Origin of the sequence: Acinetobacter vivianii (assembly GCF_014635885.1) — a bacterium.
Lineage (GTDB): Bacteria > Pseudomonadota > Gammaproteobacteria > Pseudomonadales > Moraxellaceae > Acinetobacter > Acinetobacter vivianii.
Genome location: NZ_BMDR01000003.1, coordinates 94,315 through 113,433, shown reverse-complemented (window position 1 = coordinate 113,433; position 19,119 = coordinate 94,315). Strand labels below are relative to the sequence as shown.

Below are 19,119 nucleotides of genomic sequence, written 5' to 3'. Positions count from 1 at the left end.
CTTTACTGCTTTTGTACAGAATCGGTACAGATTCAGGTCATCAATAAAAACTGGCTTTATTTTTGCTAAGACTAATTATCATTCTAACGATAATAGGTTTTCGCGCATGAAGTCGCATTTAAGAGTGCATTATTTTCAGCACATCGCTGGCGAAGGTTTTGGCAGTTGCTATGACTTTTTAAAAGCACATCACGCAAAAATTACAGCAACAGAATTTTTTGCTCTACCTGTAGATTTGCCATTGGAGCTTGAAGCGCTGCCACGCATAGATGAAGTTGACCTCTTGATTATTATGGGGGGAACGATGAGCGTGAATGATGAGGCGAATTATCCTTGGTTAAGATTGGAAAAAAGGTGGCTAAGACGTTATCTGGCTGCGGGAAAACCTGCTATTGGGTTGTGTCTGGGTGGACAATTGATTGCGAATGCCTTGGGTGCAGCAGTCAGTCGTAATCCTGATCAGGAGCTTGGCTGGATGGATGTAGGGCGTGCTTCACACATTCCAGAGCAATGTTTCCAGATACCAGAACAATTGAATATTTTACAGTGGCATAGTGAAACGTTTGAAATTCCCAAAGGCGCAATACGTCTAGCGGAAAATAAGGTGTGTTTAAATCAGATGTATCAAATTGGACGCAATGTATTGGGATTTCAGTTTCATCCAGAGATGACACCACACGCCTTGGCTCTGTTGATTGAGGGGGAGGAAGAGATGGCTGTTTTTAATGGAAGGTATGTACAGCCTATTGCTGAATTAAAAAGAAGCTTGAAAAGTAAATTTGAGCAGGGTAATCGTTTACTGAATCAGGCGATTGATTATGTGGTGAGTGCTTGAGCTGACAAAATGCTTAAAAAATGAAAAGAAGAATTGCATAAGACTTAAACAATCGTTATAATGGGCGACCCTCAAATGGAGGGCGTTTACTACGAAGAAAGTAGTCAACGCATTACAGTCGTGGCATCGATCACGACCATAGTGATTTTCACTGCCCTTGACACTTACCAAAAGGTGAGGTGCGTCATGGGTGATTCTTTATATATTTGGCTTGGAGTTTACTGGTATGTCTAACCAGAGAATTCGTATCCGTTTGAAGTCTTTTGATCATCGTCTGATTGATCAATCTGCTCAAGAGATCGTAGAAACCGCTAAGCGTACTGGCGCACAAGTGTGTGGTCCAATTCCGATGCCTACTCGCATCGAACGCTTCAACGTTCTTACTTCACCACACGTCAACAAAGACGCTCGTGATCAGTACGAAATCCGCACTTATAAACGTTTGATCGACATCGTTCAACCAACAGATAAAACTGTTGATGCATTGATGAAGTTAGATCTTGCTGCTGGTGTTGATGTTCAGATCGCTTTGGGTTAAGGCTTTCGGTTGATTAACTTTTAAGTTAATTAGGCCGCTTTATTAGAGGTTTATGCACATGGCTATTGGTTTAGTCGGTCGCAAATGTGGTATGACTCGCGTCTTTACGGATGCTGGTGTATCTGTACCTGTTACAGTTATCGAAGTCGATCCAAACCGCATTACGCAAATCAAAACACTTGAAACTGATGGTTATCAAGCAATTCAAGTAACTACTGGTGAACGTCGCGAATCGCGCGTAACTAACGCTCAGAAAGGTCACTTCGCGAAAGCTGGTGTTGCTGCTGGTCGTTTAGTTAAAGAGTTCCGTGTTACTGAAGCTGAGCTTGAAGGCCGTGAAGTTGGTGCTTCTATCGGTGTTGATTTGTTCACAGTTGGTCAAATTGTTGACGTAACTGGTCAATCAAAAGGTAAAGGTTTCCAAGGTGGTGTTAAGCGTTGGAATTTCCGTACGCAAGATGCTACTCATGGTAACTCTGTATCTCACCGTGTATTAGGTTCTACAGGTCAAAACCAGACTCCTGGTCGCGTGTTCAAAGGCAAGAAAATGGCTGGTCACTTAGGTGACGAACGCGTAACAGTTCAAGGTCTTGAAATCGTATCTATTGACGCTGAACGTTCTGTTTTAGTTGTTAAGGGTGCTATTCCTGGTTCAACTGGCGGTGACGTTGTTGTACGTCCTACCATCAAGGCCTGAGGGGAAATACTGTGAATTTAAAAACTGTTTCCGGCTCTGCTGTTGAATTGTCTGAAGTTGCTTTCGGACGTGAATTTAACGAAGCTCTTGTACACCAAGTTGTTACAGCTTACTTAGCTGGTGGTCGTCAAGGTACTCGTGCTCACAAATCACGTGCAGATGTTTCTGGCGGTGGTAAAAAACCATTCCGTCAAAAAGGTACTGGTCGCGCTCGTGCGGGTTCTATTCGTAGCCCTATCTGGGTTGGTGGTGGTAAAACTTTTGCTGCTCGCCCACAAGATTGGTCTCAAAAAGTAAACCGTAAGATGTACCGCGGTGCAATGCAATGTATCTTAGCTGAACTTGTTCGCCAAGATCGTCTTGTATTAGTTGAAGAGTTTGCTGTTGCAGCTCCAAAAACTAAAGAATTGCTTGCAAAGCTTACTGACTTGAATGCAACTCGCGCATTGATCATTACAGATGCTGTAGATGAGAACTTGTATCTCGCAGCTCGCAACCTTCCACACGTTGATGTGGTTGATGCTACTGCTATTGATCCTGTTAGCTTGATCGCATTTGATAAAGTTGTAATGTCTGTAGCTGCTGCTAAGAAAATTGAGGTAGAACTCGGATGAACAACGAACGTATCTATCAAGTCCTATTAGGACCAGTATTCTCAGAAAAAGCACAAGTTTTAGGTGATACTGCTGGTGTTCAAGTGTTCAAAGTTGCATTAAATGCAAATAAACTTGAAATCAAGAAAGCAGTTGAGCAGCTCTTCGGTGTTGAAGTTGTAAAAATCAATACAACGATCACTAAAGGTAAAACAAAACGCTTTGGTAAAACATTAGGACGTCGTTCTGATGTGAAAAAAGCATACGTCACCCTGAAAGCTGGCCAAGATGTAGAAATGGCTGACTTGGGCGATACCGCTGAAAACGCAGCGGAATAAGGACGAGAATTATGCCAATTCAAAAATGTAAGCCAACGTCTCCAGGACGTCGCTTTGTAGAGAAAGTGGTTCATGACCACCTTCACAAAGGCGCTCCTTATGCACCGTTGGTAGAAGCTAAAAAACGTACTGGTGGTCGTAATAACAATGGTCACATCACTACACGTCACGTGGGTGGTGGTCATAAGCAAAACTACCGTATTGTTGACTTTAAACGTAACAAAGATGGTATTCCAGCGACTGTAGAGCGCATCGAATACGATCCTAACCGTACAGCTCATATTGCTTTATTGAAATATGCTGATGGTGAACGTCGCTACATCATTGCACCTAAAGGCTTACGTGCTGGTGATAAAGTTCAATCTGGTAACGATGCTCCAATTCGTCCAGGTAACTGCTTGCCACTTCGTAACATGCCAATCGGTTCTACACTTCACAACCTTGAACTTAAAATCGGTAAAGGTGCTCAATTAGCACGTTCTGCTGGTACTTCAGTTCAGTTGTTGGGTCGTGATGGTTCTTACGCTATCGTTCGTTTACGTTCTGGTGAAATGCGTAAAGTCCATGTTGAATGTCGTGCTGTAATTGGTGAAGTTTCTAACCAAGAAAGCAACCTTCGTTCATTGGGTAAAGCTGGTGCTGCGCGCTGGCGTGGTATTCGTCCTACCGTTCGTGGTATGGCGATGAACCCAGTAGATCACCCGCACGGTGGTGGTGAAGGGCGTAGTAAAGGTATTCAACCTGTAAGCCCATGGGGTCAAAAAGCTAAAGGGTACAAGACACGTACCAACAAGCGTACGACTAAGATGATTATTCGCGACCGTCGCGTCAAGTAAGGGAATCTGAATAATGCCTCGTTCATTAAAAAAAGGTCCATTCGTCGACGCACATTTGTTCGCTAAGGTTGAAGCTGCTGTAGCTGCTAACAACCGTAAGCCGATCAAAACTTGGTCACGTCGTTCAATGATCCTTCCAGACTTTGTTGGTTTAACAATTTCTGTTCACAATGGCCGTAACCACGTTCCAGTAATTGTTACTGAACACATGGTTGGTCATAAATTGGGTGAATTCGCGCCAACTCGTACCTATCGTGGTCACGGTGTTGATAAGAAGTCTAAACGTTAATAGGTGCTATGATGGAAGTAACTGCTAAATTACGCGGTGCCGCTATCTCGGCACAAAAAGCACGTTTAGTTGCTGATTTGATCCGTGGTAAGTCGGTTGCACGTGCGATAGACATTTTAAACTTCAGCAACAAGAAAGCAGCTGTGCTCGTTAAAAAAGCACTTGAATCTGCAATCGCGAATGCTGAACACAACAACAGCTTAGATGTTGATGACCTTAAAGTAACTACGATTTACGTTGATGAAGGCATGAGCCTTAAACGTATCATGCCACGTGCTAAAGGCCGTGCAGATCGTATTACTAAGCGTACTTGTCACATCACCGTTAAGGTAGGGGTTTGATATGGGTCAGAAGGTTCATCCAATCGGTATCCGCCTAGGTGTTGTGAAACGCCATAACGCTAACTGGTATGCGAATCCGAAGCAATACGCTGAATACTTGCTTAAAGATCTTCAAGTTCGTGAGTTTTTAATCAAAAAACTTAAAAACGCGATGATCAGCAATATTCTTATCGAACGTCCTACAGGCGCTGCTAAAGTAACTATTAGCACTGCTCGTCCTGGTATCGTTATCGGTAAAAAAGGCGAAGACATTGAAAAATTACAGCGCGAACTCACCAATATTATGGGTGTTCCAGCTCAAGTTAGCATCAATGAAATTGATCGCCCTGACTTGGACGCACGTTTAGTTGCTGAAGCAATTGCTTCTCAATTAGAAAAGCGTGTTATGTTCCGTCGTGCTATGAAGCGTGCGGTTCAAAACACAATGCGTGCTGGCGCTAAAGGTATTAAAGTTGAAGTTTCTGGCCGTTTAGGTGGTGCAGAGATCGCTCGTACTGAGTGGTATCGTGAAGGTCGTGTACCTTTGCATACACTTCGTGCTGACATCGACTATGCAACTATGCGCGCAGAAACAACATACGGTACGATCGGTGTTAAAGTTTGGATTTTCCGTGGTGAGATCTTAGGTGGCATGAAACAAGTCATGAACCCAGCTCCTGCTGAAGAGCGTCCAGCTAAACGCGGTCGTGGTCGTGGTGAAGGTCAAGAGCGTCGTGGTCGTCGCGGTGACCGTGCTGCTGACAAGGGAGAATAATCCATGTTGCAACCTAAACGTACCAAATTCCGTAAAGTGCACAAAGGCCGTAACACTGGTCTAGCGCATCGTGGTAGTACAGTATCATTTGGTTCGATTGCAATTAAAGCAACTGAACGTGGTCGTATGACTGCGCGTCAGATTGAAGCTGCACGTCGTACCATTAGCCGTCGTATCAAACGTGGTGGTAAAATCTTCATCCGCGTATTCCCAGACAAACCAATTACCGAAAAACCATTAGAAGTTCGTATGGGTAAAGGTAAAGGTAGCGTGGAATACTGGGTTTGTCAGATCCAGCCAGGTAAGATCCTGTACGAAATTGAAGGTGTTAGCGATGAGTTAGCGCGTGAAGCTTTTGCTTTAGCTGCTGCTAAACTCCCGTTTAAAACCACTATCGTGACTCGGACGGTGATGTAATGAAAACTAAAGATCTACGTGAAAAGTCGGTAGAAGAGTTGAAAGCTTTGCTTGATGAGCAACAGCTTAACCAATTCCGTCTTCGTATGGCGAAAGCAACTGGTCAATTAGGCAAATCGCATGAAGTGCAAATTGCTCGTAAGACAATTGCTCGTATTAAGACACTCCTTACCGAAAAACAGGGGAACGGACAATGAGTGAAAAAACAGTCCGCACGTTAACCGGCAAAGTCGTAAGCGACAAAATGGACAAGTCTATTGTTGTGCTTATTGAACGCCGCGTTCAACACCCGTTGTATGGCAAATCAATCCGCCGTTCAACTAAATTACACGCTCATGATGAGAACAATGTTGCTAAATTAGGCGACTTGGTAACCATCAAAGAAAGCCGCCCAATTTCTAAAACTAAAGCTTGGACTTTAGTGGAAGTAGTTGAAGCTGCTGCTGAGTAATTAGACGTTCTTGTTGCATCATCGGACAATTTCGAGTACTCTTTGAGCCTTTCGAAATTGTGACCGGTGATGCTCGGTTTTGGAGTAGGGCAATGATTCAAACCGAAAGTATGCTCGACGTAGCAGACAACAGTGGTGCACGCCGCGTACAATGTATTAAAGTACTTGGTGGTTCACACCGTCGTTATGCTTCAGTTGGCGACATTATTAAAGTTACTGTAAAAGAAGCAATCCCACGCGCACGTGTTAAAAAAGGTGACGTGATGAATGCTGTAGTTGTTCGTACAAAGTTCGGCATCCGTCGTCCAGACGGTTCTGTTATTCGTTTCGACGATAACGCAGCTGTTATTTTGAACAACAACAAAGCTCCGATTGCTACTCGTATCTTCGGACCAGTGACTCGTGAACTTCGTACTGAACAGTTCATGAAAATCATTTCATTGGCTCCTGAAGTTCTATAAGAGGCAATCATGGCTAAGATTAAAAAAGGCGATCAAGTAATCGTGATCGCAGGTAAAGAAAAAGGCAAACAAGGTGTTGTTTTGTCTGTTTCTGAAGATCGAGTTAAGGTCGAAGGCCTTAACTTAGTGAAGAAGCATCAAAAGCCAAACCGTGTAACTGGCGCTGAAGGCGGTATCGTTACTCAAGAGGCTACGCTTCATATTTCAAACGTGGCAATTTTTAATGCTACAACCCAAAAGGCTGACCGTATTGGTTACCAAGTGATTGATGGCGCGAAAACTCGTGTTTATAAATCAAATGGTGAATCAGTGGCGGTAGCGAAGTAATAGGTTGAAAAGGCAATGGCCAGACTTAAAGCACGTTACAACGACGAACTTAAAGCAAAGTTAAAAGAAGAACTTAGCGTTAAGAACGTGATGGATATTCCTCGCATCACGAAAATCACCCTTAACATGGGTGTAGGCGCAGCTGCAACTGATAAGAAATTATTAGATGGCGCTGTTGCTGATATGCAACTCATTGCTGGTCAAAAACCAGTTGTGACTCTTGCTCGTAAATCAATCGCTGGTTTCAAAATCCGTGACGGTTGGCCGATCGGTTGTAAAGTTACTTTACGCGGCGACCAAATGTACGAATTCTTGGATCGTTTGATCTCGATCGCAATCCCTCGTATCCGTGACTTCCGTGGTTTCTCTGCGAAATCATTTGATGGTCGTGGTAACTACTCTATGGGTTTAAAAGAGCAAATCGTTTTCCCTGAAATCGATTTTGACAAAATTGATCGTATCCGTGGTTTAGATATCACTATTACGACCACTGCTCGTAGCGATGACGAAGGCCGTGCGCTTATGCGTGCATTCGGCTTCCCGTTCAAATAAGAGGTCGATATGGCTAAGAAAGGTATGATTAATCGCGAATTGAAACGCGAAAAGACAGTTGCTAAATACGCTGCAAAACGTGCTGAATTAAAAGCAACGATTGCAAATGTAAATGCGAGTGACGAAGAACGTTTTGAAGCGACATTAAAGTTACAGGCATTGCCACGTAACGCATCTCCAGTACGTCTTCGTAACCGTTGTGGTTTAACTGGTCGTCCTCATGGTTACTTCCGTAAGTTCGGTTTAAGCCGTAACAAATTACGTGACACAGTAATGCAAGGTGATGTACCGGGCGTTGTTAAGGCAAGCTGGTAAGGAGCGACTAAATGAGTATGCAAGATACCGTTGCCGACATGTTAACCCGTGTTCGTAACGCACAAATGGCTAAGAAACAAACTGTTTCTATGCCTTCTTCTAAGTTGAAAGTTGCGATTGCAAACGTTCTTCAACAAGAAGGTTATATTTCAGATGTGGCAGTTGCTCAAGAAGAGACAAAAGCTACTCTGACAATTACTTTAAAATATTTCGAAGGCAAACCAGTTATCGAAACCGTTAAGCGTGTAAGCCGTCCAGGTCTTCGCCAATACCGCGGTAAAGATAAAATTCCTAGCGTTAAGCAAGGTTTGGGTATTGCAATTGTTTCTACAAGCAAAGGCATCATGACTGATCGCGCTGCACGTGCTGCGGGCATCGGTGGTGAAGTTATTGCTTTTGTTTCTTAATAGGTGATTCCTCATGTCTCGTGTGGCTAAAGCCCCAGTAACTGTACCTAATGGTGTAGCAGTTACTCAGAACGGCCGGCAGGTCGAAGTGAAAGGCAGCAAAGGTACATTGTCTTTCAACCTGCATGCGCTGGTCGAGCTAAAACAGGAAGAAGGTAAACTTCAACTTGCTCCGGCTAAAGAGTCGAAAGACGCTTGGATGCAAGCTGGTACTGCTCGCGCTGTATTGAACAACCTTGTAAAAGGTGTTAGCGAAGGCTTCGAACGTAAGTTACAGCTTGTTGGTGTTGGTTATAAAGCTGCGGTTAAAGGTACTGTTGTAAACCTTAACCTTGGTTACTCACACCCAATTGACTACGCTTTACCTGAAGGTGTAACAGCGGAAACTCCAACTGCTACTGAAATCATTTTGAAATCAGCAAACAAGCAGTTGTTAGGTCAAGTGGCAGCGGAAATCCGTGCATACCGTTCTCCTGAACCATATAAAGGTAAAGGTGTTCGTTATTCGGATGAAGTTATTCTTCGTAAAGAAGCTAAGAAGAAATAAGGCGCGAGGTTCTTATGAACGAAAAGAAACAAACCCGTTTGCGTCGTGCGAAAAGCACACGCTTGCACATTCGTGCATTGGGTGCGACTCGTTTGTGTGTAAACCGCACTCCGCGTCACATCTATGCGCAAGTTATTTCAGCAGATGGTGGCAAAGTTTTAGCGCAAGCTTCAACTTTAGATGCATCTTTGCGTAGTGGTACTACTGGTAACGTAGATGCAGCTACGAAAGTTGGTGCTTTGATCGCAGAACGTGCTAAAGCAGCTGGTGTTACTAAAGTTGCATTTGACCGTTCTGGTTTTAAATATCATGGTCGTATCAAAGCCTTGGCTGATGCTGCTCGTGAAGGCGGCTTGGAGTTCTAATCATGGCGAAAGTTGAACAAAACGAAGGTCTCGTTGAAAAGCTGGTTGCCGTTGATCGTGTAGCCAAGGTTGTTAAAGGTGGTCGTATCTTCTCTTTCACAGCATTAACTGTTGTGGGCGATGGTAACGGTCGTGTAGGTTTTGGTCGTGGTAAAGCACGTGAAGTTCCAGCTGCTATTTCTAAAGCACTTGAAGCTGCTCGTCGTAACATGATCACTGTAGACCTTGCGGGTACTACTTTACAACACCCTGTGAATGCTCGTCATGGCGCAAGCCGTGTATACATGCAACCTGCTTCAGAAGGTACTGGCGTAATTGCTGGTGGCGCTATGCGTGCTGTTCTTGAAGCTGCAGGTGTACATAACGTACTTGCTAAATGTTATGGTTCTACAAATGCTGCTAACGTAGTAAACGCAACTTTCAAAGGTTTGCGTGATATGACTTCTCCTGAGAAAGTCGCTGCGAAACGTGGTCTTTCAGTAGAACAAATTCAAGGGTAATCAATCATGAAAACGATTAAAGTTACCCAGACTAAATCTTCATCGCATCGTTTAAAAAATCATAAACTTTGCCTTCAAGGTTTAGGTCTGCGTCGTATTGGTCATACTGTAGAAGTGCAAGATACGCCTTCTAACCGTGGTATGATCAACAAAGTTTACTATATGGTTAGTGTAGAGGAATAAGCCATGACTCTGCGTTTAAATGAACTTTCACCTGCAGAAGGTGCAAAACGTGAAAACCGTCGTCTAGGCCGTGGTATCGGTTCTGGTGTTGGTAAGACTGGTGGCCGTGGTGTCAAAGGTCAAAACTCACGTAAAAGTGGTGGTACTCGTCCGGGCTTTGAAGGCGGTCAAACTGCGTTATATCGTCGTTTGCCTAAATTCGGTTTCACTAGCCAAATCGCTTTGAAAACTGCTGAAGTACGTTTGTCTGAGTTGAATAAAGTTGAAGGTGATGTTGTTAGCCTTGAAACTTTAAAAGCTGCGAATGTTGTTCGTCGTGACCAAATTCGTGCTCGCATCGTTCTTTCTGGTGAAATCACTCGCGCATTCACTGTTAAAGGTGTTGTGTTGACTAAAGGCGCTAAAGCTGCTGTTGAAGCTGCTGGCGGTAAAGTCGAGGAGTAATCTCGAGTGTCTATGACTCCTAGTTCTTCAGGTCATGTCAACATGATGAAAGGCCAACCGTTTCATGTGAAATACCGTGAAATTATTCGTCGATTAATGTTCTTGATTGGCGCGTTATTGGTCTTTCGACTAGGAGCGCATATTCCGTTGCCGGGGATTGATAATGTCGCGCTAGCACATTTTTTTAAAGCTAATGAAGGTACCTTCTTAGGTTTATTTAATATGTTCTCTGGCGGTGCATTAGAACGCATGTCGATTCTGGCGTTAGGGATCATGCCGTACATTTCTGCGTCGATTATCGTGCAGTTAATGTCTACGGTAGTTCCTTCGCTGGAAGCTTTGAAAAAAGAAGGCGAGCAAGGCAAACGTAAGATCAATCAATATACGCGTTATGGCACCTTATTTCTTGCACTCGTGCAAGGTGTAGGGATGTGTGCTGGCTTGATTAGTCAAGGTATTACCTTAACGTCAGGCTTGGCATTCTATGTTCCAGCAGTAACTTCGTTAGTTGCAGGAACAATGTTCTTGATGTGGTTGGGCGAGCAAATTACCGAACGTGGTGTTGGTAATGGTATCTCGATGATCATTTTCGCAGGTATTGTGGCAGGTTTGCCAAATCTTGTGATTCAGTCGTTTACGTCTGTTCAGAATGGTCAGGGTAGTTTAATTGGTTTAGTTGTATTCGGCTTACTCTCATTAGCTGTTTTAGCTGCGATTGTGTTTATTGAAAAAGCACAGCGTCGTATTCCAGTGAACTATGCACAAAAACAACAAGGTCGTCGTGTATTTACTGCACAGCAAACACATTTGCCGTTAAAAATTAACATGGCAGGTGTAATTCCAGCGATTTTTGCAAGCTCATTGTTATTATTTCCAGCGAGCTTGGGACAATGGTTAGGAAGTGCTGATCCAAATGCAGGGATTGTAAAACGTAGCCTACAAGATCTGGCATTGGTGTTATCGCCTGGACAGCCGTTGTATTTAATGCTCTTCGGCGCGTTGATCATTTTCTTCTGTTATTTCTATACGGCGCTAGTATTTAGCCCTAAAGAAGTTTCAGAGAATTTAAAACGTAGCGGGGCATACGTGCCTGGTATCCGCCCAGGTGAGCAAACGGCTCGTTATTTAGATCATATTCTTAACCGTTTGACCTTCATCGGTGCAATATACATCACTGTAGTGTGTTTAATGCCTATGGTGCTACAAAGCTCGTTCGGTATTCCATTCCATTTGGGTGGGACATCGTTACTGATTGTAGTGGTAGTAGTAATGGACTTTATGGCGCAACTCCAAGCGCACCTTACTTCGCATCAGTATGATAATCAAACGTTAATGAGAAAAACGACTGCTCATCCTAAGGGATAAGCGCACTTAGAAGGTTTCATCATGAAAGTACAAGCTTCTGTAAAGAAAATTTGTGGTAGCTGTAAAGTTATCCGTCGTAATGGGGTAATTCGCGTAATTTGTAGCGCAGAACCTCGTCATAAGCAGCGTCAAGGTTAATTTAATTAAGACCTGTTGATTTCAGTAGGCTAATTAGGTTATTATCCGCCCCTCAAGATTTTTGTGGGGCGGTTGATTATCTTGACTGCCTTTTTGGAGAAAATTGAATGGCTCGTATTGCCGGTGTAAACATTCCGGATAACAAGCATGCTGTTATCTCTCTCACGTATATTTTTGGTGTAGGTCGCCACACTGCTAAGAATATCTTAGCTGCTGTAGGTATCACTGAAACTACGAAAATTCGTGAATTAGATGATGCTCAGCTTGATGCGATTCGTGCAGAAGTTGCTAAGGTTCCGACCGAAGGTGATTTACGTCGCGAAATTTCCATGAACATTAAACGTTTAATGGATTTAGGCTGCTACCGCGGTCTTCGTCATCGTCGCAGCTTGCCTGTTCGCGGACAACGCACCAAAACTAACGCACGTACCCGTAAAGGTCCGCGCAAACCGATTAAGAAATAAGATTTCTGGAAGCTAAAAGATGGCTAAAGATACTCGCGCACGCAAGAAGGTCACTCGTACCGTCTCTGAAGGTGTCGCACACATTCACGCTTCTTTTAATAACACCATTGTTACGATTACCGATCGTCAAGGTAATGCATTGGCTTGGGCTACCTCAGGTGGACAAGGCTTCCGTGGATCACGTAAATCAACACCGTTTGCTGCTCAGGTAGCTGCTGAAGTTGCTGGTAAAGCTGCTTTAGATTACGGTTTGAAAAACTTGGACGTCCTTGTAAAAGGTCCTGGTCCTGGTCGTGAATCTGCGGTTCGTGCATTAGGTGCAGTGGGTTATAAAATTAACAGCATTACCGATGTGACTCCAATTCCGCACAACGGTTGCCGTCCACCTAAAAAACGTCGCGTGTAAGGAGAAACATTCATGGCTCGTTATATTGGTCCAAAATGCAAACTCTCTCGCCGCGAAGGGACAGACCTGCAATTAAAATCTGGCGTTAAACCATTTGACGTTAAGACTAAAAAACATGCTAAAGCTCCTGGCCAACATGGCGGAGCTCGTGGTAGCAAACAATCTGAGTACTCACTACAATTACGTGAAAAACAAAAAGTACGTCGTATGTACGGTGTGTTAGAGCGTCAATTTAGTAACTACTATAAAGAAGCTGCTCGTGTTAAAGGCGCAACAGGTGAAAACTTGTTGAAGTTGCTTGAAAGCCGTCTTGATAACGTTGTTTATCGCATGGGTTTTGGTTCTACACGTGCAGAAGCTCGTCAGTTAGTATCTCACCGTAGCATCACTTTGAACGGTCGTCGTGTTAACATTGCATCTATCCAAGTTAAAGCTGGTGATGTAATTGCAGTACATGAAGGCGCTAAACAACAATTACGTATCAAAAGCGCAATTGAATTAGCTGCTCAACGTGGTATCCCTGCTTGGATGGAAGTTGACCATTCTAAGTTAGAAGGTACGTTTAAAGCTGCGCCAGATCGTTCTGATTTACCTGCTGAAATCAACGAAAGCTTGATTGTAGAATTGTATTCTAAATAATCCTTGAGGTAGCAATAAATGACGCGTACTGCAAACGAGTTTCTAACTCCGCAAGCGATCAAGGTCGAAGCGGTGAGCGGGACCTCGGCAAAAGTGATTCTGGAACCTTTAGAGCGTGGCTTTGGTCATACTCTAGGTAATGCTTTACGTCGCATTCTATTGTCTTCTTTACCTGGCGCAGCTGTGGTTGAAGTGGAAATAGAAGGCGTCGAGCACGAGTACAGTACTTTAGAAGGCTTGCAGCAGGACATCGTCGAGCTCTTGCTGAACCTAAAAGGATTGTCTATTAAGCTGTTCGATCAAAATGAAGCATATTTAACATTAGAGAAACAAGGGGCAGGTGACGTAACTGCAGCTGACCTTCGTTTACCTCATAATGTTGAAGTGGTTAACCCTGATCATTTAATCGGTACTTTGAGTTCTTCTGGTTCATTAAAAATGCGCCTTAAAGTTGCTCAAGGTCGTGGTTATGAAACATCTGACTCACGTTTCCCTGAAGGTGAAACACGTCCAGTAGGTCGTTTACAGTTAGATGCTTCTTATAGCCCAATCAAGCGTGTTTCATACACAGTAGAAAATGCTCGTGTTGAACAACGTACCGATCTTGATAAGTTAGTGATCGATCTTGAGACTAACGGAACTGTTGATCCAGAAGAAGCAATCCGCAAAGCGGCAACAATCTTGCAACAACAAATTGCAATTTTTGTTGATCTTCAGAAAGATCAAACTCCTGTTGCTCAAGAACCTCGCGAAGAAGTTGACCCAATTTTGCTTCGTCCAGTAGATGATCTCGAGCTAACTGTTCGTTCTGCTAACTGTTTGAAGGCAGAAAATATTTACTACATTGGTGATCTTGTTCAACGTACTGAAGTTGAGTTGTTAAAAACTCCTAACTTAGGTAAAAAATCGTTAACAGAGATCAAAGATGTTTTGGCATCGAAAGGTTTACAACTCGGCATGCGTTTAGAGAACTGGCCACCAGCTAGTCTCCGTATGGATGACCGTTTTGCCTATCGTAGCCGTTAATTAAGTAGGACTATCACCATGCGTCATCGTAATAGTGGTGTGAAATTAGGCCGTACAAGCAGCCACCGTAAGGCGTTGTTCCAAAACTTAACAAATGCTTTAGTTGAGCACGAGTTAATTAAAACAACTTTGCCTAAAGCGAAAGAACTTCGCCGCGTTGCTGAGCCTTTAATCACTTTGGCAAAAAACGATACAGTAGCAAACCGTCGTTTAGCGTTTGCTCGTACTCGTTCTGCAGCAACTGTTGGTAAATTATTTACCGTTCTTGGCCCTCGTTACAAAGAACGTAACGGCGGTTATCTTCGTGTTCTTAAAGCGGGCTTCCGTGCAGGTGATGCTGCACCGATGGCTTACGTTGAACTCGTTGACCGTGAAGTAAAATAATACTTCTACGTGTAGAACAGTCAGTTGTTCCAAAAAAGGCCGGTGTAATAACCGGCCTTTTTTATTGTTTATTTTTAATCATTTTTGAGACGAGAAGATTCTCAATAATAATTTGCTTCTCAATACTGCTTTGAGTATTTGACCAATATGCTAAATTAAGCCGAGATACTATAAAAAATTTAAACAGATACATATGTTAGATATTGAGATTAAAATTTTAGATGTAGATGAGCTGAATGATTTCAGAGAGATTCGGCTTTCAGCTTTAGCAAAAGCCCCAGAAATGTTTGGTTCTACTTATGATGCAGAAGTCGTAAAGCCGTTAAGCTTTTTTCAAAGTTGCTTATCAAGTTCAACAATCTTCGGGGTTTATCATAAAGATAAAATTATTGGCTTGGCGGCGTTAACACGAGAGCAAGGTATAAAGCTGTCGCATAAGGCTATTTTATCTAGCGTATTTATTGAGCCGGAATTTCAAAGACAAGGTCTTGCAAGTGCATTGCTTCGTACTGTTATTGCCTATGCTAAAGCGCATGTCGAACAAATTTTGCTAACAGTTGCTGATGGCAATCAGTCAGCAATTAGGCTTTATGAAAAATTTGGCTTTCAGGTCTATGGAACGGAGCAAAAAGCGTTGAAAAATAATGCTGAATATACAGATGAGCTTTTAATGAAGCTTTTTCTATTCTAGGCCCATTTGCAAACTTTTAATGACCGTATTATTTGAAATTGCTCAAAAGCCATTTTTCAGAGTCATTCATTTTAAATTCTTCTATAAAAAGAAGTATTAGGCTGATTTTAATAAGTTGTCTTATCTTATTTGGATTTTTTCTAACAATAATGTTGTGTTGAGATCGGACAAAATCAATGTGTCATCACTTCAAAATTTCCCTAATTCTCTTACTCGACTCACCATGCTTATCCAAGGAATCCAAGCAAAAATCTCAACATTTTTGACAGCGAATTTTTATCAAAATGTCCCGAACTGATATAAAAAAACCGATGAATGACTAAACTTGACATTGTGTATTGTCAAATTTGTGCTTTAATAAAGACATGGTTTATACAGGGTATAAAAAAAATGGAAAAGCAAGTTGACGTATTAATTATTGGTGCAGGGATCTCAGGAATCGGGTTGGCTGTACATCTCTCTAAGCATTGCCCACAACGCAAATTTGAAATTTTAGAGCGTCGTGACAGCTTTGGTGGGACTTGGGATTTATTCCGTTATCCTGGTATCCGTTCTGATTCGGATATGTCGACCTTTGGTTTTAACTTCAAACCATGGGCAAAAGATAAAGTATTGGCAAGTGGCTCTGAAATTAAAAGCTATTTGAGTGATGTCATTAGCGAAAATCAATTGAAAGAAAAAATCCATTTTGGTCATCGTGTGCTTTCTGCAAATTATGATTCAACAAAGAAAAAATGGTCTGTTGAAGTCGAAGATAGCAATAAGAAAAAGCAAATTTGGTCAGCAAACTTCGTGATGGGTTGTACGGGTTACTATAACTATGATCAGGGTTATGCACCGAAATTCCCGAAACAGGAAGATTTCAAAGGACAGTTCATTCATCCACAACACTGGCCTGAGAATCTAGATTACACCGGTAAGAAAGTCGTGATCATTGGCAGTGGTGCAACGGCCATCACCTTAGTGCCTTCAATGGTGAAAGGTGGGGCAGGTCATGTGACGATGTTACAGCGTTCACCAACCTATATTGCAACAGTCCCTTCAATTGACTTTATTTATGAGAAGACCCGTAAATTTATGTCTGAAGAAACTGCTTATAAATTTACGCGTGCACGTAACATCGGTATGCAACGTGGTATTTATGCTTTAGCTCAAAAATATCCAAAAACCGTGCGTCGCTTATTGCTGAAAGGGATTGAATTGCAGTTGAAAGGTAAAGTCGACATGAAGCACTTTACTCCAAGTTATAATCCTTGGGATCAACGTTTATGTGTAGTACCAGATGGCGATTTGTTTAAAGCATTACGTCAGGGTCAAGCGAGCGTAGAAACAGACCAAATTGAGAAATTCACGGCGAATGGTATTCAACTAAAATCTGGTAAACATCTTGAAGCGGATATCGTCATTTCTGCAACAGGTCTGGAAATTCAGATTCTGGGTGGTGTGAAAGGTTCAATTGATGGTAAACCGATGAATACCTCGCAACATATGTTATATCAAGGTGTAATGGTCAGCGATGTACCAAATATGGCAATGATCATTGGTTATATCAACGCGTCTTGGACATTAAAAGTTGATATTGCAGCTGAATACATTTGCCGCTTGCTTAATCATATGGACAAGAATGGTTTTGACGAAGTCATTGCGCATGCAGATCCATCGCAACTTGAACATGATACGATTATGGGCAAAATGTCTTCTGGCTATATTGCTCGTGCGGCAGATGTGATGCCTAAACAGGGTAAGCAAGCCCCTTGGAAAATTACCAATAACTATTTGGCAGATCGTAAAGAATTGAAAGATGCCAAATTTAATGATGGCGTTCTACAGTTCCACAAACGTGATGAGCATGCAGATCGTAAACCAAAACTGGTATCGTAATTCAGTAACTCAATAATTGAATAACCCTATGTCAATGCATAGGGTTTTTTATTTGAAATAGGGTTTGAATTCTAAAAATATCACGTATATTGGGCAGATTAGAAAATTAAGATTAGGGATAGTGTGATGAAAAAACTCATCATTTTGGGGCTGATATTATCAAGTGGTTTGGCTTTTGCAGATGATGCAAAACAGAAGGAAGCGATTGCACAAAAACTGGTATCGGTTGATGGTACCGAGCAAGGTTTGCAAAACACCGATAAAATGATTTTAGAGCAAATTCGGATGCGTTTGCCGAAAGATTTACCAGAAAGCTTCTATGTCGATTTAAGTAAAAACTTGAATAGTGAACAGCGTAAGCAGTTTATTGTGCAGCGTTATGTTGAAAGCTTTAATCAAAAAGAACTGCAAGCAGCTTTAAATTTTTATCAATCAGCTGAAGGTAAAGTCTGGGCGAAGAAGGCCAGTGATGTGGGCAGTGAAGTAGCGCATTTCACCACACAAAATGCGCGTAATGCACTCAATACGACCATGCAACAATATGGTGAAAATCCTAAGGTGAAGCAGTTAATGGAGCGAATGAATCCGCAACCTGCTCAAACAGCGAATGAAAAAGTAGCACCGAAATAAAGAAAAAAGGGATCATGCATCTAGCGTGATCCCTTAGGTTTTATAGATTTATTAGAGGGTACGTGAAATCAACTCTTTCATGATTTCATTGGTACCTGCATAAATACGGTTGGCACGGTTGTCGATATAAGCACGTGCAATTGGATATTCCAGCATATAGCCATAACCACCATGCAATTGTAAGCATTCATCGACAACTTTCGAGAACATATCCGAAATTTTGTATTTTGCAGCTGCAGCAGCATCAACACCTAAGCTTTCTTCGAGTTGTAGTTCCATACAGCGATCTAAATAAGTACGACAGAAATCAATTTCAGTCCGTAACTCAGCCAGTTTAAAACGGGTGTTTTGGAAAGTGCCAATTGGTTTACCAAACGCTTTACGGTCTTTGGTGTATTGAACGGTATGCGCAAAAGCAGCTTCAGCACCAGCCTGACAAATAATAGCAACCAGCATACGTTCCCATGCCAATTCTTTCATCAGCATCATAAAGCCCATGCCTTCCATACCAAGTAGGTTTTCTTTAGGAACACGAACATTATCAAAGAACAATTCGCAAGTATCCTGACCTTTCATCCCGATTTTATTTAAAGGTTTTCCTTTACTGAAGCCTGCACGATCTGCTTCCACAATAATTAAAGAAAGATTGGCTGATCCTTTTTCATTATTACCAGTTTTACAGACCACAATGGCCATGTCGCATAGGTAGCCATTGGTAATAAAGATTTTTGAGCCATTAATGACATATTCATCGCCATCTAGTACCGCTGTGGTACGTACAGCTTGAAGGTCTGAACCTGTCCCTGGTTCGGTCATGGCAATCGCGGTAACCGTTTCACCCGTTGCCATTTTTGGAAGCCAGTTCTGCTTTTGTTCTTCATTACCAAAGTTGTTGATATAGTTGGCAACGATATCTGAATGTAATGAAAAACCAGTGCTGGAATCCATCGCATAGGCTTGTTCCTCGATCAGAATCATACTGTAGAGTCGGTCAACACCCGAACCACCATATTGCTCTGGCATAGTGGTACATAGCAGGCCAAGTTCGCCTGCCTTATTCCATAAATCGCGGTCAACATGTTGTTGTTTTTCATATTTTTCAATATTGGGAACAACTTCTTTTTCATAGAATTTACGTACAGTTTCACGAAATGCTTCATGATCAGAAGTAAAAATTTTACGCGCGAGCATATTTGGAACTGGACGAATTGCACCTGATTGCATTTGTTATATTTTCCCTAGTTTGTTGAATGTAAATCATCTTCCTCACCATACAAGAAAGAGAAAATAGTGAACAATGTGATC

General features: G+C 42.3%; 32 protein-coding genes and 1 pseudogene. 32 read left to right on the top strand and 1 reads right to left on the bottom strand.

Translation table 11 applies throughout. The features are described from left to right. The first annotated feature begins 106 nt into the window (after positions 1-106). The 32 genes and pseudogenes from IEV36_RS07100 to IEV36_RS06945 all read left to right on the top strand — a co-directional run bounded on the left by IEV36_RS07100 (position 107) and on the right by IEV36_RS06945 (position 17,814). Positions 107-835, top strand: coding sequence for a type 1 glutamine amidotransferase (locus IEV36_RS07100; RefSeq protein ID WP_005259819.1), 729 nt, complete (start codon positions 107-109; stop codon positions 833-835). A gap of 226 nt (positions 836-1,061) precedes the next feature. Further along, on the top strand, positions 1,062-1,373 hold the full coding sequence (gene rpsJ / locus IEV36_RS07095) for a 30S ribosomal protein S10 (protein ID WP_000070912.1): 312 nt from the start codon (positions 1,062-1,064) through the stop codon (positions 1,371-1,373). Between the two features lie 58 nt (positions 1,374-1,431). Beyond that, entirely contained in the window at positions 1,432-2,070 is a 639-nt protein-coding gene (gene rplC / locus IEV36_RS07090) for a 50S ribosomal protein L3 (RefSeq protein WP_004775888.1), read from the top strand. A gap of 11 nt (positions 2,071-2,081) precedes the next feature. Further along, on the top strand, positions 2,082-2,684 hold the full coding sequence (gene rplD / locus IEV36_RS07085; protein ID WP_004641072.1) for a 50S ribosomal protein L4: 603 nt from the start codon (positions 2,082-2,084) through the stop codon (positions 2,682-2,684). Continuing rightward, complete coding sequence (rplW, locus tag IEV36_RS07080; RefSeq protein WP_004641070.1) at positions 2,681-3,001, top strand: 50S ribosomal protein L23; 321 nt, start codon at positions 2,681-2,683, stop codon at positions 2,999-3,001. The genes rplD and rplW overlap by 4 nt, the downstream gene beginning before the upstream one ends. 11 nt (positions 3,002-3,012) lie before the next feature. Next, positions 3,013-3,837, top strand: a complete 825-nt coding sequence (rplB, locus tag IEV36_RS07075) for a 50S ribosomal protein L2 (protein WP_004660349.1) — start codon at positions 3,013-3,015, stop codon at positions 3,835-3,837. A gap of 13 nt (positions 3,838-3,850) precedes the next feature. After that, entirely contained in the window at positions 3,851-4,126 is a 276-nt protein-coding gene (rpsS, locus tag IEV36_RS07070; protein ID WP_004775885.1) for a 30S ribosomal protein S19, read from the top strand. Positions 4,127-4,137: 11 nt separating this feature from the next. Further along, on the top strand, positions 4,138-4,467 hold the full coding sequence (rplV, locus tag IEV36_RS07065) for a 50S ribosomal protein L22 (protein ID WP_004657676.1): 330 nt from the start codon (positions 4,138-4,140) through the stop codon (positions 4,465-4,467). Position 4,468: 1 nt separating this feature from the next. Next, positions 4,469-5,285 (top strand): annotated as a pseudogene (rpsC, locus tag IEV36_RS07060) (30S ribosomal protein S3). Next, positions 5,225-5,638, top strand: a complete 414-nt coding sequence (gene rplP / locus IEV36_RS07055) for a 50S ribosomal protein L16 (RefSeq protein ID WP_004657678.1) — start codon at positions 5,225-5,227, stop codon at positions 5,636-5,638. The pseudogene rpsC and the gene rplP overlap by 61 nt, the downstream one beginning before the upstream one ends. Continuing rightward, complete coding sequence (rpmC, locus tag IEV36_RS07050; protein WP_000849927.1) at positions 5,638-5,835, top strand: 50S ribosomal protein L29; 198 nt, start codon at positions 5,638-5,640, stop codon at positions 5,833-5,835. Before rplP ends, rpmC begins: the two co-directional genes overlap by 1 nt. Continuing rightward, positions 5,832-6,089, top strand: coding sequence for a 30S ribosomal protein S17 (gene rpsQ, locus IEV36_RS07045; protein ID WP_004657679.1), 258 nt, complete (start codon positions 5,832-5,834; stop codon positions 6,087-6,089). Before rpmC ends, rpsQ begins: the two co-directional genes overlap by 4 nt. Before the next feature lie 92 nt (positions 6,090-6,181). Further along, positions 6,182-6,550 (top strand): 50S ribosomal protein L14, encoded by a 369-nt coding sequence (rplN, locus tag IEV36_RS07040; protein ID WP_004657680.1) that lies wholly within the window; start codon positions 6,182-6,184, stop codon positions 6,548-6,550. A gap of 9 nt (positions 6,551-6,559) precedes the next feature. Continuing rightward, entirely contained in the window at positions 6,560-6,877 is a 318-nt protein-coding gene (gene rplX, locus IEV36_RS07035) for a 50S ribosomal protein L24 (protein ID WP_004641054.1), read from the top strand. A gap of 15 nt (positions 6,878-6,892) precedes the next feature. After that, positions 6,893-7,429 carry a 50S ribosomal protein L5 gene (gene rplE / locus IEV36_RS07030; protein WP_004775884.1) on the top strand — a complete coding sequence of 179 codons (537 nt, stop codon included), beginning with the start codon at positions 6,893-6,895 and terminating at the stop codon, positions 7,427-7,429. Between the two features lie 9 nt (positions 7,430-7,438). Further along, complete coding sequence (gene rpsN, locus IEV36_RS07025) at positions 7,439-7,744, top strand: 30S ribosomal protein S14 (RefSeq protein WP_004641050.1); 306 nt, start codon at positions 7,439-7,441, stop codon at positions 7,742-7,744. An 11-nt stretch (positions 7,745-7,755) separates the two neighbouring features. Then, positions 7,756-8,151, top strand: a complete 396-nt coding sequence (gene rpsH, locus IEV36_RS07020; protein WP_004775883.1) for a 30S ribosomal protein S8 — start codon at positions 7,756-7,758, stop codon at positions 8,149-8,151. Positions 8,152-8,164: 13 nt separating this feature from the next. Then, a complete protein-coding gene (rplF, locus tag IEV36_RS07015; RefSeq protein WP_004775882.1) occupies positions 8,165-8,698 on the top strand; it encodes a 50S ribosomal protein L6 in 534 nt (177 codons plus the stop codon). Between the two features lie 14 nt (positions 8,699-8,712). After that, on the top strand, positions 8,713-9,063 hold the full coding sequence (gene rplR, locus IEV36_RS07010; protein WP_004775881.1) for a 50S ribosomal protein L18: 351 nt from the start codon (positions 8,713-8,715) through the stop codon (positions 9,061-9,063). A 2-nt stretch (positions 9,064-9,065) separates the two neighbouring features. Next, positions 9,066-9,563, top strand: a complete 498-nt coding sequence (gene rpsE / locus IEV36_RS07005; RefSeq protein ID WP_004657688.1) for a 30S ribosomal protein S5 — start codon at positions 9,066-9,068, stop codon at positions 9,561-9,563. A gap of 6 nt (positions 9,564-9,569) precedes the next feature. Beyond that, the gene (gene rpmD, locus IEV36_RS07000; RefSeq protein WP_000849088.1) at positions 9,570-9,746 is read left to right on the top strand and encodes a 50S ribosomal protein L30; all 177 of its coding nucleotides are present in this window, start codon (positions 9,570-9,572) and stop codon (positions 9,744-9,746) included. 3 nt (positions 9,747-9,749) lie between these two features. Further along, on the top strand, positions 9,750-10,190 hold the full coding sequence (gene rplO / locus IEV36_RS06995; RefSeq protein ID WP_004775880.1) for a 50S ribosomal protein L15: 441 nt from the start codon (positions 9,750-9,752) through the stop codon (positions 10,188-10,190). A 45-nt stretch (positions 10,191-10,235) separates the two neighbouring features. Then, complete coding sequence (secY, locus tag IEV36_RS06990; RefSeq protein WP_171067087.1) at positions 10,236-11,555, top strand: preprotein translocase subunit SecY; 1,320 nt, start codon at positions 10,236-10,238, stop codon at positions 11,553-11,555. Between the two features lie 21 nt (positions 11,556-11,576). Beyond that, positions 11,577-11,693 carry a 50S ribosomal protein L36 gene (gene rpmJ, locus IEV36_RS06985; protein ID WP_000867907.1) on the top strand — a complete coding sequence of 39 codons (117 nt, stop codon included), beginning with the start codon at positions 11,577-11,579 and terminating at the stop codon, positions 11,691-11,693. Between the two features lie 107 nt (positions 11,694-11,800). Beyond that, the gene (gene rpsM, locus IEV36_RS06980) at positions 11,801-12,157 is read left to right on the top strand and encodes a 30S ribosomal protein S13 (RefSeq protein WP_004657696.1); all 357 of its coding nucleotides are present in this window, start codon (positions 11,801-11,803) and stop codon (positions 12,155-12,157) included. Positions 12,158-12,176: 19 nt separating this feature from the next. Next, a complete protein-coding gene (gene rpsK, locus IEV36_RS06975; RefSeq protein WP_004281491.1) occupies positions 12,177-12,563 on the top strand; it encodes a 30S ribosomal protein S11 in 387 nt (128 codons plus the stop codon). Positions 12,564-12,575: 12 nt separating this feature from the next. Beyond that, complete coding sequence (gene rpsD / locus IEV36_RS06970; RefSeq protein ID WP_004775874.1) at positions 12,576-13,202, top strand: 30S ribosomal protein S4; 627 nt, start codon at positions 12,576-12,578, stop codon at positions 13,200-13,202. 18 nt (positions 13,203-13,220) lie between these two features. Beyond that, on the top strand, positions 13,221-14,228 hold the full coding sequence (locus IEV36_RS06965) for a DNA-directed RNA polymerase subunit alpha (RefSeq protein WP_004660372.1): 1,008 nt from the start codon (positions 13,221-13,223) through the stop codon (positions 14,226-14,228). Positions 14,229-14,246: 18 nt separating this feature from the next. Beyond that, the gene (gene rplQ, locus IEV36_RS06960) at positions 14,247-14,612 is read left to right on the top strand and encodes a 50S ribosomal protein L17 (protein WP_004641032.1); all 366 of its coding nucleotides are present in this window, start codon (positions 14,247-14,249) and stop codon (positions 14,610-14,612) included. A 193-nt stretch (positions 14,613-14,805) separates the two neighbouring features. Next, positions 14,806-15,303: a GNAT family N-acetyltransferase gene (locus IEV36_RS06955; protein WP_005259817.1), complete on the top strand. Its 498-nt coding sequence runs from the start codon at positions 14,806-14,808 to the stop codon at positions 15,301-15,303. Between the two features lie 390 nt (positions 15,304-15,693). After that, positions 15,694-17,184: a flavin-containing monooxygenase gene (locus IEV36_RS06950; RefSeq protein WP_005259816.1), complete on the top strand. Its 1,491-nt coding sequence runs from the start codon at positions 15,694-15,696 to the stop codon at positions 17,182-17,184. A 126-nt stretch (positions 17,185-17,310) separates the two neighbouring features. Beyond that, a complete protein-coding gene (locus IEV36_RS06945) occupies positions 17,311-17,814 on the top strand; it encodes a DUF2059 domain-containing protein (protein WP_005259815.1) in 504 nt (167 codons plus the stop codon). Positions 17,815-17,865: 51 nt separating this feature from the next. Here the strand turns inward: IEV36_RS06945 and IEV36_RS06940 are convergent, their stop codons facing one another. After that, on the bottom strand, positions 17,866-19,038 hold the full coding sequence (locus tag IEV36_RS06940) for an acyl-CoA dehydrogenase family protein (protein WP_005259813.1): 1,173 nt from the start codon (positions 19,036-19,038) through the stop codon (positions 17,866-17,868). Between the last annotated feature and the right edge of the window lie 81 nt (positions 19,039-19,119).

Coding starts and splice junctions, on each gene's coding strand:
- IEV36_RS06965 (WP_004660372.1), top strand. CDS start 13,221: ATGACGCGTACTGCAAACGAGTTTCTAACTCCGCAAGCGATCAAGGTC.
- rpsN (WP_004641050.1), top strand. CDS start 7,439: ATGGCTAAGAAAGGTATGATTAATCGCGAATTGAAACGCGAAAAGACA.
- rplV (WP_004657676.1), top strand. CDS start 4,138: ATGGAAGTAACTGCTAAATTACGCGGTGCCGCTATCTCGGCACAAAAA.
- IEV36_RS06945 (WP_005259815.1), top strand. CDS start 17,311: ATGAAAAAACTCATCATTTTGGGGCTGATATTATCAAGTGGTTTGGCT.
- rpsE (WP_004657688.1), top strand. CDS start 9,066: ATGGCGAAAGTTGAACAAAACGAAGGTCTCGTTGAAAAGCTGGTTGCC.
- IEV36_RS06940 (WP_005259813.1), bottom strand. CDS start 19,038: ATGCAATCAGGTGCAATTCGTCCAGTTCCAAATATGCTCGCGCGTAAA.
- rplN (WP_004657680.1), top strand. CDS start 6,182: ATGATTCAAACCGAAAGTATGCTCGACGTAGCAGACAACAGTGGTGCA.
- rplE (WP_004775884.1), top strand. CDS start 6,893: ATGGCCAGACTTAAAGCACGTTACAACGACGAACTTAAAGCAAAGTTA.
- rpmC (WP_000849927.1), top strand. CDS start 5,638: ATGAAAACTAAAGATCTACGTGAAAAGTCGGTAGAAGAGTTGAAAGCT.
- rplO (WP_004775880.1), top strand. CDS start 9,750: ATGACTCTGCGTTTAAATGAACTTTCACCTGCAGAAGGTGCAAAACGT.
- IEV36_RS07100 (WP_005259819.1), top strand. CDS start 107: ATGAAGTCGCATTTAAGAGTGCATTATTTTCAGCACATCGCTGGCGAA.
- rpsS (WP_004775885.1), top strand. CDS start 3,851: ATGCCTCGTTCATTAAAAAAAGGTCCATTCGTCGACGCACATTTGTTC.
- rplW (WP_004641070.1), top strand. CDS start 2,681: ATGAACAACGAACGTATCTATCAAGTCCTATTAGGACCAGTATTCTCA.
- secY (WP_171067087.1), top strand. CDS start 10,236: ATGAAAGGCCAACCGTTTCATGTGAAATACCGTGAAATTATTCGTCGA.
- rplC (WP_004775888.1), top strand. CDS start 1,432: ATGGCTATTGGTTTAGTCGGTCGCAAATGTGGTATGACTCGCGTCTTT.
- rplF (WP_004775882.1), top strand. CDS start 8,165: ATGTCTCGTGTGGCTAAAGCCCCAGTAACTGTACCTAATGGTGTAGCA.
- rpsD (WP_004775874.1), top strand. CDS start 12,576: ATGGCTCGTTATATTGGTCCAAAATGCAAACTCTCTCGCCGCGAAGGG.
- rplR (WP_004775881.1), top strand. CDS start 8,713: ATGAACGAAAAGAAACAAACCCGTTTGCGTCGTGCGAAAAGCACACGC.
- rpmD (WP_000849088.1), top strand. CDS start 9,570: ATGAAAACGATTAAAGTTACCCAGACTAAATCTTCATCGCATCGTTTA.
- rpsJ (WP_000070912.1), top strand. CDS start 1,062: ATGTCTAACCAGAGAATTCGTATCCGTTTGAAGTCTTTTGATCATCGT.
- rplP (WP_004657678.1), top strand. CDS start 5,225: ATGTTGCAACCTAAACGTACCAAATTCCGTAAAGTGCACAAAGGCCGT.
- rpsK (WP_004281491.1), top strand. CDS start 12,177: ATGGCTAAAGATACTCGCGCACGCAAGAAGGTCACTCGTACCGTCTCT.
- rpsQ (WP_004657679.1), top strand. CDS start 5,832: ATGAGTGAAAAAACAGTCCGCACGTTAACCGGCAAAGTCGTAAGCGAC.
- rpsH (WP_004775883.1), top strand. CDS start 7,756: ATGAGTATGCAAGATACCGTTGCCGACATGTTAACCCGTGTTCGTAAC.
- rplB (WP_004660349.1), top strand. CDS start 3,013: ATGCCAATTCAAAAATGTAAGCCAACGTCTCCAGGACGTCGCTTTGTA.
- IEV36_RS06955 (WP_005259817.1), top strand. CDS start 14,806: ATGTTAGATATTGAGATTAAAATTTTAGATGTAGATGAGCTGAATGAT.
- IEV36_RS06950 (WP_005259816.1), top strand. CDS start 15,694: ATGGAAAAGCAAGTTGACGTATTAATTATTGGTGCAGGGATCTCAGGA.
- rplQ (WP_004641032.1), top strand. CDS start 14,247: ATGCGTCATCGTAATAGTGGTGTGAAATTAGGCCGTACAAGCAGCCAC.
- rplX (WP_004641054.1), top strand. CDS start 6,560: ATGGCTAAGATTAAAAAAGGCGATCAAGTAATCGTGATCGCAGGTAAA.
- rpmJ (WP_000867907.1), top strand. CDS start 11,577: ATGAAAGTACAAGCTTCTGTAAAGAAAATTTGTGGTAGCTGTAAAGTT.
- rpsM (WP_004657696.1), top strand. CDS start 11,801: ATGGCTCGTATTGCCGGTGTAAACATTCCGGATAACAAGCATGCTGTT.